The sequence below is a fragment of the Paenibacillus sp. P4_E11 genome, assembly GCF_056401635.1.
Genome location: NZ_JBFUIX010000012.1, coordinates 14,689 through 27,431, shown reverse-complemented (window position 1 = coordinate 27,431; position 12,743 = coordinate 14,689). Strand labels below are relative to the sequence as shown.

Sequence of the window (12,743 nt, the reverse complement as noted above, 5' to 3'; positions counted from 1 at the left end):
TGCTAGCTTCCACCGCTGAACTGGCTAGTTAAATAGGACGACTGAGAATTAAACTTGTTCATCGCCGCCTCCATTGCCGCGAACTTCGTGTAATATGCGTTTTCCACTTCCTTGAGCTTTTTCTCCTTGATCCCGATGTCTTTGTTGACTTGGGTGATATACTTGGTCAACGTACTGGTGTCATACGGAACATTAGCTAGCCCGGCCTTCGACGTCAAGACGTCCAGATTGTTCTTCAGCGAGGCGTACAATCGTTCACCAATACCGACGACCGACGAATCCGCACCCGGCTTCTCATTCTGAGTGAAAAGCGCCTTCACCGCTTCCGGATTGCGGTCGATGGCAGCCCGCAGCTTATCCTCATCTTCAACGTACAGCTTCCCGTTCTCGTAATATTTACCGGTATTAATGCCTATATCAGACAACGAGCGGATTTTGGGATCTCCTGTATCAACTTGACCGGTTATGGTGCTGCGCAACGTATTGATGATATTGTTGACAAGTCCATCGCTGCGAATAATGCCGGATTTGGCCTTCGACTCCCATTTGTTGATCTGTTCCGCTTCCATGGAATCCCGTTGCTCTCGAGTTAGCGGAGTGTAATTCCTGTCTCTAGACTCGTCAACCTTGTCCTGCAGCGACTTCAATACATCATTATAATCTGAGACGAACGTCTTGATCGATTCCATGATCTCATCGGTCTTCGTCCGCGGCTCAATCATAGCCGCTCCGCCGCCACCCTTCGTCGCCGTAATCTCAATCCCGTTCACATGGAACGTATTGCTAGTACGGGTAGTAAGCAGGCCGTTAATCGATATGGAGGCATTGGCAGCGGCTGTCTTATTAGCGCCCGACTCGTTAATTTGAGCTACTGTACTCAGGAAGTATCCTGACTTATCTTCAAAGGTAATATATCCACCATTCTTAGCATTGCCGTTCACAAGCCCCGTCTCTTTGGAGACGAACGAGATCTTTTTGTTCACGTCATCATAGAAAGCCGATACATTGGTGTTGGCATTAATCTTGGTAATAATATCATTCAACGATTCCTTCGTAGGATCGATCGTGATGACCTCGCCGCCATTAATGCTGAACTTGTATTCGGCAGGAATCGTCGTCCCATAAGCAAGCTTAGCACTCTGGGTGCTTAGTGCCTTAGTGGGGTCGAACCCATCCAGGGTAATGGCATTCTCGCTGTAATTAGCAGCAGGGGTAGCTAAGGTATCTACCTTGACCAAAATGCTTCCGTTAATAGCCGCTGCGGTTGCCTTAGCTGAGACGGCCTCTGCATTACCTGTAACGGAGATGTCCTTCTTATTGAAAGTGCTCTCCAGTTTGAAGTTGAACAGCTTATTGTTGCGGAATTCGGTCACCTTCAAGTTGACATCCCGATAAGCATCCCGCTGCCATTCGAATGTCTGTTTCTTCTGATCCAGCTTGTCTAGTGGAATCGCCTGGGCTTTCATCATTTGCTTAACGGTACTATCTACATCAAAACCTGATAGACCTGCTATGCGCATAGGCATGTCTGAACCTCCTTCATCAAATAAGTTGTATTATCTTCGCTCGTCCACCATAATTCCGGCCATCTCCCATAGCTTGGCGACAAAATCCTGCATTTTCTCGGGAGGAATCTCCCGAATCACTCGGCCTGTGCCCTTCTCCATAATTTTCACCATAATCTGCTTAGTTACCTTGTGTACAGAGAAGTTTAATTCCGTGGCAGTGCCCTCTGTAGCTTTAATCGCCCTATTAATCGCTTTGATCAATTGTTCTTCACTTACGGGGATATTCTCTCCCTGAGCCTCGGCTCTCTTCAGATCCTGTGTAGTATGAATGATCGTTGGTGTAGGTTGCTCAGTTCCTGTCGAGAGGGAAGGGGGAGTAGCGCCAATACCGATAGGTTTGCTATCCATATAAACCCTCCAAAAAAATTTTTATATAGTATATATCGGTTGTTGAAGATCGGAATATTAGGAGAATTCCACTTTTTGTTGGAACGTAAAAAGAGACCCTGGAATACCAGGGCCTCTCTAGATGTACGGAGATTAACGAAGCAGTTGAAGCACGCCTTGAGGCTGTTGGTTCGCTTGCGCCAACATAGCTTGTGCAGCTTGGGAAAGAATGTTGTTCTTCGTGAACTCCATCATTTCTTTCGCCATATCCACATCACGGATACGGGATTCAGCGCTTGTCAGGTTCTCGGAAGAAGCGCCCAAGTTATTGATTGTGTGCTCCAAACGGTTTTGGAATGCACCCAATTGGGAACGCTGTGTCGAGATTTTCTCAATCGCATCGTTCACAACACTAACAGCTGCAGATGCTTTCTGATGGCTCGATACATCCAATGCATACTCTACGTTTGTATTCGTGGAGCCATTCGATACTACAGCAGTCTGTACATAGGAAGCCGTTTGTCCATTTTGGGCTGTAACGGTATCTCCTGCTTTGGTGCCGGTCACTTTCAATGCTTCCGCACGCATATCTTCAATAACGATCGTCATGGATTGGCCGGAGTTAGCGCCAATCTGGAAGGCTGCCTCGAACACGTCCTTGGAGCTTCTGTCTGCGGACACTTCAGGAGCAACCAATGATTCTTTGCCTGCCTTCTGAGTCAACGTAAGCTTCTCTCCGGTTGTAGTGGCTGTATATTTGGCTGCAAGCAATCCGTTAGCATTAATGGCACCTGCCAGGTTATCTGCTTGTTGCTTCAATGTGCTGCCTGCTAGTACAGATGTACCATCAGCCAAGCCCTTGTCAGCAGGATCGGAAGTTACCTTAATGTCTACGCCGTCGATCGTGAATTTACCGCCTGCAGCTACCAATGTATCGAATTGCGAAGTGTAGGATCCAGCGCTTGCAGCACCTACACCGGCGACCGCAGGAGCAACTACAGCTACACCAGTTGCTTTACCGACACGCTCGGTTAAAGTAATCGTAGTTCCTTTAACCGTTGCTTCGAATCTTCCACCTAGACCAGCGCTAGTGTCGGAATTAATCGCTTTAGCGATCGACAGAGCTTGCTTTTCACGATCAGAGTCAATATTGAATTGGCCTGCAGCGGCGTTGGATGCAACTGACGTCAGGGCGGTCCCGCCAATAGTCAATGTTTGTCCAGCCACTTCGAATGCTTTATCTACATTAAAAGTAACCTTGCCTTGAACTTCCTTAACGCTTGCTGGAGCTCCAGCAGCAGCCGCAATAGTCCCTGTACCGCCCACCGTGGAAGCATTCAGAGCAACTCCCGTTGCTTGTCCGGCTCTCTCGGTTAAAGTGATGACATTTGTAGCTACAGCCACGTTTGCAAATCTGCCATTCAATGTAGCATTAGCATTAATCGCTGCTCCCAAACTTGCCGCTTGTGCATTTGCATCAGTGTCAATGCTGAATTGACCTAATGAAGCATCTGCTGGACCGGCAACTGCAGTAAAGGTCTGATCACCAATCAATACGGTAGCGCCTGCTAGAAAAGGAGTTGCGCCAACTGTTACCGCATATATGCCTTGTACTTCCTTTACACCTGCAGTAACAGTAGCGAAAGCACCAGTTACGCCAACTGCTCCACCACGGTTAAGCGTTGCTAACTTGGAGGTTACTTCTTCCCCGCTGCCATTCAACAGCTTCTGGGTATTGAACTCGGTCGTGTTACCGATTCGATTCAATTCAGAGGACAATTGGTTAATTTCCTTCTGAATCTCGGAACGGTCAATACCTACGTTAGTATCGTTTGCAGATTGGCCAGCAAGTTCACGCATACGTTGGAGAATGGAATGCGATTCAGTCAAGGCGCCTTCAGCTGTTTGAATCATGGAGATACCATCTTGTGCATTACGTTGAGCTTGATCCAAGCCGCGGATCTGTGCTCTCATCTTCTCCGAGATTGCAAGACCAGCTGCATCATCTCCTGCGCGGTTGATGCGAAGTCCAGAAGACAGCTTCTCCAGGGATTTGCTGGCTCCAGCTGTGTTCGTGCTCAGTTGACGGTGTGTGTTCAGTGCTGCCAAGTTGTGATTAATTCTCATGTGATTCTTCCTCCTTGAATTAGGTTTCCCACGTCCTTGTGGGAAAGAGTAGTCGGTCAGACTGATTCATCAGGTCGGCCGCCATGACCAAATCAGTGACTAATGTATATATCGTGTTTTTCCCTCCAATATTATAGGGGGGAGAGCATCAGAAAAGGGCCATTTTCTAACAGAAAACGCCCTTTTCTGAGTGCAGGCTCATTCTTTTCTCTCGTTATCTCCGCTTTTCGACTGTTTTCGAAAAATTTCACCAATTTTCTGAGGTAATAGTATCGATTGAGTCGCTTCCCGATTGGATTGCTGGATGGAGGCGTAGATTTCCTTGCGGTACACTTGCACTTGCTTCGGCGCCTGGATGCCCAGCTTGACCGTATCACCCTCTGTAGACAGGACAATAACCTCGATCTGATCACCGATCATGATAGATTCGCCCTTCTTACGTGTTAGAACGAGCATCGGGTGTCTCCTCTCCGACTGCGGTCTCACGGGCCGGTAGTGGGTGATCTTGCTCCTGCTGCACCAACGGATGCTTTGTATAATACCCGCTTCCATGCAAGATGATCTGTCTGCCCAACCTCGACTTCTCATGAATTACGACAGGGGCCAGCAAGTTAATCGTGGAGGAGGATATGTCTCCGGTAACGGTTACGATCGACCACACGGCCACGTCCTGTGGAACTACGACTTTCAGCTGCGCAATCGCCTCATCTGTGAGCTCGAACTCGTAATTCGAGTAGAACAGGAAAGGGTCCGTCAGAATAAAGGCAATCTCTCCATTATCAAGTGACTGTAGGTACGTGAATGGCACCTCTGGATCAGGCGTAATCAGAGTAAATGTACGCAGCTGTTCAAATCCAGGCAAGCCTTGGTCAAAGGTCAACACTTTCTCCGGTTGAATATCTAATTCACCAAAACGCACCGTATTTACAAACATGCTAAGTTACCACTCCCGCTAGTCGAATTAGAACAGACATATAAAGACAAAGCCGTCCCTAGAGGACGGCACCGTGTAGTGTGAGAAGCTCCTGCCGGAGCCGATGTGGGACTGCCTCATAACTTGATTGTATCGTATTACACCCTTGCGTCAAGAGCCGGAGGCGTAATCTCAACCTGACCATAATGCTGCATATAGATGTCCAATTTGCCACGCGTGTAATTCACTTCCGGCCGATTCGGATGAGTCGTCAACTGGATGCTGCTTGGCGTGACATTAATCTCCGCTTTCCTGGCCGTGTAGTGAATGTCCACATTGTCGTAGGAAGCTTCTCCTGTGTATTGGAATTGGGGAAAGCTGACGGTGACGTCCTTGGCCAGTTCTGGTATCATCAGTTGCTTATTCTTCGCGATATCGCCCATCTGATTGCCTTCATCGACGATGTGTCCAATAGCCTCCAGCACGAGATTCTTCGTCTGATCGAAGATCCGGTTCATCACTTCCAGAATGTTCGTCAATCCCAAGGCATCCCAAGCCTTGTCCTGATCGATCTCTAGCTCGCCGCGGGGCGAGCTAATCTCCATCTTGGCCTGCGGCTGCTCCAGCTCAAAGGTGGGCCGAGGTTGCTTCATCTCATATCGTCCAAGATCAGCATCAATACTCATCCTTGCTGGAGTCGTCTTGATCTGGATCTGAGGGATGGAAGGCATAGCCTGGCCTCCTTTCTCATGCATGGTTTACTGCCAATAAGGTTACCGCAAGAAATCCATCAAGCTCGGTTGAATCAGCTTCGACCCCGCTGCGAGCGAAGCCTGATACACGTTCTCGTCTGTCTTCAAGTTCGTGATCACGATCGACATATCGGCGTCTTCCGTCTTGGATTGCAGCGATTCCACGTTCAATGAAATATCCTTGAGACGCGCTTCTACGAGCTCGATTCGATTCGTCTTCGCCCCAATATCGGCACGAACGTCCAGCATCTTCGTCATTCTCGAATCAAGGATGTCGACGGAATCGTTAATAGCAGTAAAATCACCTGCAGCAAGTGCTGTGCTGAAGTCCTGAATCGCCTTGAATACATTATCCGGATCGGTCGGATTGCCGAATATCTTACTGCCTAGCACATTGACTGGAATTCTTACTGCGGCCCCAACTTCGAACTCAATCAGAGAATTGTCGGTAGATTCAATCTTGGCGTTCGCTAGCGTATACGGTTTTACATCTGTCAATTGACCGTTAAAAACATATTTTCCGTTAAATTGACTATTCCCGATATCCACTATCTGCTCGTATAGCTGGTCGACTTCCTTCTTCATTGTATCCAGTGCCGCTTGAGGGTTCGTTCCATTGGATGCAGCTACAGCAAGTTCACGTGCTCTCTGCATAACAGATCCAGCTTGGTTCATCGTCGTATCTGAGAACGAGAGCCACGATAGCCCGGCGTCGACATTGCTCTGATATTGCTCATTGGACGACAGCTCCGAGCGATACCGCATCGAGAAGCTGATGCCCACGGGATCATCCGACGGCTTGTTGATCCTTCTCCCGGTGGACAGCTGGTTCTGCAAGTTATCCATACGGGTCATATTGTTATTCAGATTACGCAGCATCTGCGTATTCATCATGCCTTGTGTCACGCGAAACGCCATAAGGGTACCTCCGTGTCTGAAGTTAGATTATAGACCGACGCGGCCCATTCCGTTAATAATTTTGTCCAACACTTCATCTTGAGACGTGAGCGCTCTAGCAGCAGCGTTATAAGCGTGCTGGAACTTAATCATGTTCGACATCTCTTCATCCAGCGACACTCCGCTGACGGATTGGCGACGCGAGTCGACCTGCTCGACCATGATCTTCTGGTTCGTCGCTTGACGCTGCGACTCCTGCGACTGCACGCCAAGCTGCCCCACGACTGCCCGGAAAAACTCATCCAGCGTCCCGCCATTCAGCACGGCGGTTCCCGTCTGATTCGGATCGAAGTCGAATTTCTTATCCTTCAAACCAGCAGCAAGCAAGGCGAGGTCGTTGTTGCCGACGACCAGCTTCTCCGTGTTGGTGATCGGATCGATATAAGTTCGCATGGAAGCGGCGATATTCTGCACGTTGTTCACGATGTCAGGGTTCACACTTAGATTGCTTGCTGTAATGGTGGTGCTGCCATCCTTGGTCTGGAAGAACACGCCGCCCTTCTGAGGAGCGCCATCCCCAAGGGCATAGCCCAAGCTGTGCAGCCCATTGAAGCCCTTGACCGTCGTCTCTACAGGAGCAGAAAGCGTCCGTGCTGCAACTGTTCCGGTGTACGTGGTTCCATTAATGACTGTCCCTTCGGGGAGCACGACTCCCGCCGGCAAAGTCACCTTCACATCACCCTGAACCATAGCTCTCGCCATCGAGTCCAACTGATCACTGTAGCTCTTCACATACAAATCCCTAGCCGTAATCATCCCGAAAATATCACCACTGCTCAGATTCTTGCTAGTAAACGATTGCTCCATCAATTGCGAAGTGACTGTAGTGGTTACATTAAAGCCATTCACCAGTTCAACATTGCCCATTGAAATATCATACCCGTTGGCCGTCTCCACGACTGTGAGGTTGATAACCTTGGACAAATCGTCCGTCAGAACATCCCGTTGGTCGCGGATATCGTTGGCATCGTTGCCCAGGCCTTCGATCCGGTATATTTCTTTGTTCAGCGCGGCAATTTGACTAATCGTTGAGTTGATCTCCGTCACCTTAACGTTGATGTTATCGGTTAAGTCGGATTTGAGATCAGCCAATTGCTTGGATGTATGGTTGAAGGCGTCGGTCATGGCGATCGCACTTTCTTTGACAATCGAACGAGCGGTTAGGTTATCCGGAATCTTGCTCAGTTCTTGCCAGCCATTCCAGAAGTTGGTGATTACTTGTCTAATCCCGGTGTCGGTAGGCTCATTGATGATCGCCTCCAACTTCTCCAAGGAATCGTTGCGAACGGACCATTCCCCAAACGATTTGTTCTCATTGTAATACTGCTGGTCAAGAAAGCGCTCGCGGATCCGGGTAATGGAAGTAAACTCTACCCCTTGTCCGGACTGCCCGGGAACTGTCGTACGCGCCATTGCTACGGCTTCCATCGGGCGAGCCGCGACCAGGTTAACGACTTGTCGAGAATAGCCACGCGTATCGGAATTGGCAATGTTATGCCCTGTAGTTGTCAACGCGGCTTGGTGCGAAAACAAGCTGCGCTTGGATATTTCTATACCGCCAAATGTGGAACCCATGTGACTACCCCTTTCAATCTAGCGATGCCAGCTTCGTCCTCTCTAAGACGGCTAGCCTCGCGGTTAAGCCTTGCGGTCGAACATCCGGTTGCGATGCGCGTGCGACTGATCGTGCAACGGATGTGTATAAGTAGCCTCCTGTTCCGGGTAAGCCGAGAACAGATCAAGCGAATAGTCAATGTAGGCAAGGGAATGTTCGATGAGCTGCTTATTGATGTGATGGATAGACTTAAGTTCGCGGACAAGGCCATGCAGCAATTGGCCGCGGGAAGTCAGTGCTTCCTTGTCTTCTATCCGGACGACGATCTTCGCCAGATCGCCTATGCTGACCGCTCCTGCCGGAAACAACCCTTTACCACGCAAGAAAGCGCCCACTGCCTGAATCCTAAGTGTCTCCAGATCTTCGACAAGCTTAATCAGCTTATTTTCCTTCTGGGTAATCTGAGACAGCCGATCCACCTCGTTATGAATCAACACTGTCTTCTTCTCATTCCCAAGCTGAATCAAGACCCGATGCACATCGATCATCTGATCCATTGTTTTCAATACAGTTTCCATAAAGAGCCGTCACCCTTTTCCTTGCGCCAAATGGATTATTTCAAATAAGGGAGCAGCTTCTCCGCAATATGCCGCGCCTCTACATGGTAAGTCCCCGTAGATACGGAATGCTTAAGCTCTTGTAGCTTCTGGAGACGATCCGCGTCATTGCCGCCTTGGGCCTCTAGCAATTCCTGTGCTTCGGAAGAAATTCGTACTTCGTCCTTCTGCTTCTCCCTGGAGCTCTTCCCTTCTGAGGTACGAGTTTCCTGGTTGCGGTTATAAGGATTCGGTCCACCTACTGAGTGGATGCCATTAATCTTCATTCAGTATCACCCCGTTCGAGCTCCATTTCATTGGAACCCATATCGTTACATTGTTTATCGGAAAGATCGGCTCTATTGTTTAGAGCCTCGCTGTGGGTATTTAGTGGTAATTATTCAGAACGTATCGGTGGTGGTTAAGGTCGTTTTTTGTCATCCCGGTCTTTAATCTGGAACGTAGGGTTCCGTATTCGCTCGGCTTCCGCTTTTCGCAGCACATCTTCCTTCAAGTGATTCACGTCCGTTTTTAGCTTAAGTCGGCAGCTATCACAGATCGTGCCCTCTTTGATGACTCCCCCACACACTTCGCACGGTGTCTGAACATTAGGCGCTTCCCTGTTCGTAATACGCCCCTCTCGAATAAATCGAGTAATCGTTCTCACGCTAACTCCGGTTTCCTCACTTAACTCATGCATGCTGCATGATCGGTGTTTCCGCAAATACTGCACACATAGCTGATATTGATCTTCGATCACCCGAAGACAACTCGGGCAAATATTGTAACTGTTCTTGACATAAACTTTCCCGCACTGGGGACAATTGTCCAAGTTCATCGCCATAACGAACACCCCTTCTTCTATTCGACGCATCGATTGGAAGACTCCCGTGATGATGCCACCATCTACCTGGCCCAAGTCAGACCGTATACGTTAGCTGGTAACTGTATGCTGATGACTTTAGCACATTGATTCAGCGTACTGCCTGTCGTATACACATCATCTATAATTAATATAGTTATCGGTCGAAATCCCCATTTAGTTAATATCCGTTTTCCAGCGTCTGGATGAATGATAAAAGCATGTTCCATGTCCTCCACCCGCTCCGATCGACGCTTAAAGCTTTGTTTGCCCGTATGCTTGGTCCGCAAAAGAAGGGGTTCTACAGGAATGCCCAGACGCCTGCCCAGCTCTTCCGCCAACAATTGAGCTTGATTGAACCCCCTCTCCTCAAGCCGTTCCGGACTTACAGKCACGTAGGATATCATATCGATTTGGGCACCTATTCCTCCCATGCGATGATGGAAGTTCTGATGAAAGGCACGGTCCAGCATATCGGTAAATAAAAGCTTCAGACGCTCGTCGCCGCGGTACTTGAATCGGGCTAACCAGGGCTTTACTGACTCAGAATACCGTACGGCACTGCGACTGGCTGTAAAATAAGTAATCGTCCTTCTCCGGCAATCTTCACACCGTTCCCCACGCCCACACGTCTCACATCGTACCGGATCAATCCAATTCAACTGCTCTGAGCACTTGAGGCATAGACTAGGTATATGGGTGGTGGAAGCAGGTCTGGTCCCGATGGGACTGTCACAATAGGCGCAACCGCTCGATCGGGGGTGTAGTAGCGACTCAATAGCTTGCAAGCTTTTCTTCCAGATGTGTTGCAATAGCTTATTTCGAGTTCGGTTGAGGCTGTTCCGGTTCAGCGAGCGTCCCTCCTTTACCCTGCATAATGAGAAAGCCTTTCTTGCGGGCCATTCGGTTCATTTGACGAATTTGGCGAATTGCTCCTGCTTGTGCATTGGTTTTGGCTGCGGAGACGAAATATACGAACCCGTTGGGGTCGTCTTTGGATCTTCCTGCACGTCCTGCCATCTGCACAAGCGAGGCCTCGTCGAATAAGGTAGAGTCTGCCTGCAAGATGAACACGTCCGTCTTAGGCACAGTCACCCCTCTTTCTAGGATGGTCGTCGTAACCAAGATGCGAATACGACCCTTTCGAAAATCATTCACTTTATCGGTGCGGTCCGGATCTGTGGAAGAAGTACCCGCTATCCTAAGCTGAGCATACAAAGCCTGCAGACGGCTGACTATGATGTCCACTTCCCGGATTCTGGATACAAAAACGAACAGCTGTGCACCGCGTGCTAGGGAAGCGGCAAGGGCTTGTTTGAGTGGGTTAGGCAGCGGATTTCGACGGGTTGCATGCAGGAGCCGGGGAACTGGAAGAGGATGACGATGGAAGCGAACCGGTACACGCACATTTGGCAGCTGGTTTCTTGAGACGGCCCTCTGCATGGGAGCAGGCGGGGTGGCCGATAAGAAGATGTATGTCCCTTGGGGCTTGCACACTTGTGAGGCTGCGAATTGCAGCTCGCTGTTATTGTGATAGGGAAACGCATCGAGCTCATCGATGATGATCAGGTCGAATGCTCGTCCGAAACGCATCAGCTGATGCGTGGTGGCGAGTGTAATGTCGCCGCGCTTCCAGCGGTCCTCGCTGCCGCCATAAAGCGTTACGAGCGTCCGATCCGGGAACGCCCGCTGCACCCGCGGGCGGAGCTCCAGGACGACATCACGCCGCGGCGTGGCGATAAGGACCGTGCCGCCGCGGGCGAGCTCGGCTTCGATGATCGGATAGATCATCTCCGTCTTGCCTGCGCCGGTCACCGCCCAGATGAGGAACGATCTGGGCGGTGCATCGGCAGTGGGGTGCGGCTGCGGCGATGCCAGGAAGGCGAGCGCCGCCACCACCGCCGCCCGCTGGGCGGGGCTCAGCCCCCACTTGCCGAGCGGATCTCCGCCGGCAAGTGGGGGTGGCCCGCCCAGCGGGCGTGGCGCGGGCGCGGGCTCGCGCGCAGGTACGGGCAAGGCGGCGCCGTGCACGGCGGTGGCAGGCGCTGGCTGCCGGTCGGAATTAGCTGCAGCAGCTGTCTGCAAGCCCTTCGATTGGCCAGCAGCCAATGCAGCGCCAGGCCGCTGTGCCGCCCTGCACCGCTGCGGCGCAAGCCCGCGCACGAGCAGCGAGCATTGCCGCTGCCGCCCCATCGTGAGGCATGCTTCGCAGTACGAGCACAGCCCGCCGCAGTGCGGACACTCTGTCGCGTACATACGCGACATCCCGCTTCCGCAACGGCGGCAGCGCAGCAGCACCCCGCGCTTCCAGCGCGCGGGGTTCCACCACCGGCGCTCTCGCTCAATGCGCTCGAGCCCGGTCACAAGCTCCACCGTGCCGCGTAAGTAGGCGGCCTGCAAGTAACTGGCCCAATGCTCCCCTACGGGAGCAAGGTCCGCATGCTCGAGAAGCCCCGCGAATTCATCGCGGGTGAGCGACCTGCCCTGCAGCTCCGTCTCCATTCGCTCCAGCAGATCGAGCTGAAGCTCAGGAGCCGCACGATTCGCGCCTCCCCGCTTCCAGTCGCTCTCTCGAGTCAGCTCGTTGCTCAGCTCACGACTCATCGCCCTCTTCGACTCCTCCTGACGCTCCTCAGAACTGCCCTCTCGACTCATCTCTTGGCTCAGCTCTCGACTTCCTGCTCGCTTCCAAGCGCTCTCCTGGCTTAGCTCGCGATTCCCTGCCCGTTTCGCCTCCCCACTCATCTCGTCGCTAACCTTCCCAGCTCGTCCCGCCCAATAGTCCCCATAGTGAGCTCGTCGGCTCACAATATCATGCAACACCCGCTCGCTGATCCCAGCCTGCAGAGCTTTTACCCTAACAACACGGAGCAGGTCTTCCTCTCCTTGAACCCTATTACCTTCTGCTAGCAATAGCGATTTCAGCGTGTGGGCTTGTCCAAGCGACAAGGCCGGTTCCAGCACTACGATGGATACCGCCCCACCATATTGCTCGAACCAGAATGCTTGATCCATTCGCAGATCCAGACTCACTTCCCATTTCCACCGTTTCCCGTGGACAAGTGCGTATAACGCAGCTCTCATTC

At 51.1% G+C, this 12,743-nt stretch carries 13 protein-coding genes; all 13 read right to left on the bottom strand.

All coding sequences use genetic code 11. The features are described 5' to 3' along the window. Positions 1–2 precede the first annotated feature (2 nt). A complete protein-coding gene (fliD, locus tag AC1DWB_RS07480) occupies positions 3–1,526 on the bottom strand; it encodes a flagellar filament capping protein FliD (protein ID WP_477540417.1) in 1,524 nt (507 codons plus the stop codon). 30 nt (positions 1,527–1,556) lie between these two features. Then, the gene (locus AC1DWB_RS07475; RefSeq protein WP_477540416.1) at positions 1,557–1,916 is read right to left on the bottom strand and encodes a flagellar protein FlaG; all 360 of its coding nucleotides are present in this window, start codon (positions 1,914–1,916) and stop codon (positions 1,557–1,559) included. 132 nt (positions 1,917–2,048) lie between these two features. Then, positions 2,049–4,022, bottom strand: a complete 1,974-nt coding sequence (locus AC1DWB_RS07470; protein WP_477540415.1) for a flagellin N-terminal helical domain-containing protein — start codon at positions 4,020–4,022, stop codon at positions 2,049–2,051. A 198-nt stretch (positions 4,023–4,220) separates the two neighbouring features. Then, positions 4,221–4,478 carry a carbon storage regulator CsrA gene (csrA, locus tag AC1DWB_RS07465; RefSeq protein ID WP_477540414.1) on the bottom strand — a complete coding sequence of 86 codons (258 nt, stop codon included), beginning with the start codon at positions 4,476–4,478 and terminating at the stop codon, positions 4,221–4,223. Beyond that, positions 4,459–4,956 carry a flagellar assembly protein FliW gene (gene fliW / locus AC1DWB_RS07460; RefSeq protein WP_477540413.1) on the bottom strand — a complete coding sequence of 166 codons (498 nt, stop codon included), beginning with the start codon at positions 4,954–4,956 and terminating at the stop codon, positions 4,459–4,461. The genes csrA and fliW overlap by 20 nt, the downstream gene beginning before the upstream one ends. 137 nt (positions 4,957–5,093) lie before the next feature. Continuing rightward, entirely contained in the window at positions 5,094–5,666 is a 573-nt protein-coding gene (locus AC1DWB_RS07455) for a DUF6470 family protein (protein ID WP_477540412.1), read from the bottom strand. A 42-nt stretch (positions 5,667–5,708) separates the two neighbouring features. Further along, a complete protein-coding gene (gene flgL / locus AC1DWB_RS07450) occupies positions 5,709–6,605 on the bottom strand; it encodes a flagellar hook-associated protein FlgL (RefSeq protein WP_477540411.1) in 897 nt (298 codons plus the stop codon). A gap of 27 nt (positions 6,606–6,632) precedes the next feature. Continuing rightward, positions 6,633–8,219: a flagellar hook-associated protein FlgK gene (gene flgK, locus AC1DWB_RS07445; protein WP_477540410.1), complete on the bottom strand. Its 1,587-nt coding sequence runs from the start codon at positions 8,217–8,219 to the stop codon at positions 6,633–6,635. 63 nt (positions 8,220–8,282) lie between these two features. Continuing rightward, the gene (locus AC1DWB_RS07440) at positions 8,283–8,777 is read right to left on the bottom strand and encodes a flagellar protein FlgN (RefSeq protein WP_477540409.1); all 495 of its coding nucleotides are present in this window, start codon (positions 8,775–8,777) and stop codon (positions 8,283–8,285) included. A gap of 35 nt (positions 8,778–8,812) precedes the next feature. Continuing rightward, a complete protein-coding gene (gene flgM / locus AC1DWB_RS07435) occupies positions 8,813–9,082 on the bottom strand; it encodes a flagellar biosynthesis anti-sigma factor FlgM (protein ID WP_477540408.1) in 270 nt (89 codons plus the stop codon). Positions 9,083–9,216: 134 nt separating this feature from the next. Next, a complete protein-coding gene (locus AC1DWB_RS07430) occupies positions 9,217–9,669 on the bottom strand; it encodes a flagellar protein (protein ID WP_477540407.1) in 453 nt (150 codons plus the stop codon). Between the two features lie 32 nt (positions 9,670–9,701). Continuing rightward, positions 9,702–10,319 carry a ComF family protein gene (locus AC1DWB_RS07425; protein ID WP_477540406.1) on the bottom strand — a complete coding sequence of 206 codons (618 nt, stop codon included), beginning with the start codon at positions 10,317–10,319 and terminating at the stop codon, positions 9,702–9,704. 154 nt (positions 10,320–10,473) lie between these two features. Continuing rightward, positions 10,474–12,741, bottom strand: a complete 2,268-nt coding sequence (locus AC1DWB_RS07420; RefSeq protein ID WP_477540405.1) for a helicase-related protein — start codon at positions 12,739–12,741, stop codon at positions 10,474–10,476. Positions 12,742–12,743 lie beyond the last annotated feature (2 nt).

Excerpts from the sequence above, each read along its gene's own strand:
- fliD (WP_477540417.1), bottom strand. The coding sequence starts at position 1,526 with ATGCCTATGCGCATAGCAGGTCTATCAGGTTTTGATGTAGATAGTACC.
- csrA (WP_477540414.1), bottom strand. The coding sequence starts at position 4,478 with ATGCTCGTTCTAACACGTAAGAAGGGCGAATCTATCATGATCGGTGAT.
- flgK (WP_477540410.1), bottom strand. The coding sequence starts at position 8,219 with ATGGGTTCCACATTTGGCGGTATAGAAATATCCAAGCGCAGCTTGTTT.
- flgM (WP_477540408.1), bottom strand. The coding sequence starts at position 9,082 with ATGAAGATTAATGGCATCCACTCAGTAGGTGGACCGAATCCTTATAAC.
- AC1DWB_RS07440 (WP_477540409.1), bottom strand. The coding sequence starts at position 8,777 with ATGGAAACTGTATTGAAAACAATGGATCAGATGATCGATGTGCATCGG.
- AC1DWB_RS07470 (WP_477540415.1), bottom strand. The coding sequence starts at position 4,022 with ATGAGAATTAATCACAACTTGGCAGCACTGAACACACACCGTCAACTG.
- AC1DWB_RS07475 (WP_477540416.1), bottom strand. The coding sequence starts at position 1,916 with ATGGATAGCAAACCTATCGGTATTGGCGCTACTCCCCCTTCCCTCTCG.
- fliW (WP_477540413.1), bottom strand. The coding sequence starts at position 4,956 with ATGTTTGTAAATACGGTGCGTTTTGGTGAATTAGATATTCAACCGGAG.
- flgL (WP_477540411.1), bottom strand. The coding sequence starts at position 6,605 with ATGGCGTTTCGCGTGACACAAGGCATGATGAATACGCAGATGCTGCGT.
- AC1DWB_RS07420 (WP_477540405.1), bottom strand. The coding sequence starts at position 12,741 with ATGAGAGCTGCGTTATACGCACTTGTCCACGGGAAACGGTGGAAATGG.
- AC1DWB_RS07430 (WP_477540407.1), bottom strand. The coding sequence starts at position 9,669 with ATGCGTCGAATAGAAGAAGGGGTGTTCGTTATGGCGATGAACTTGGAC.
- AC1DWB_RS07455 (WP_477540412.1), bottom strand. The coding sequence starts at position 5,666 with ATGCCTTCCATCCCTCAGATCCAGATCAAGACGACTCCAGCAAGGATG.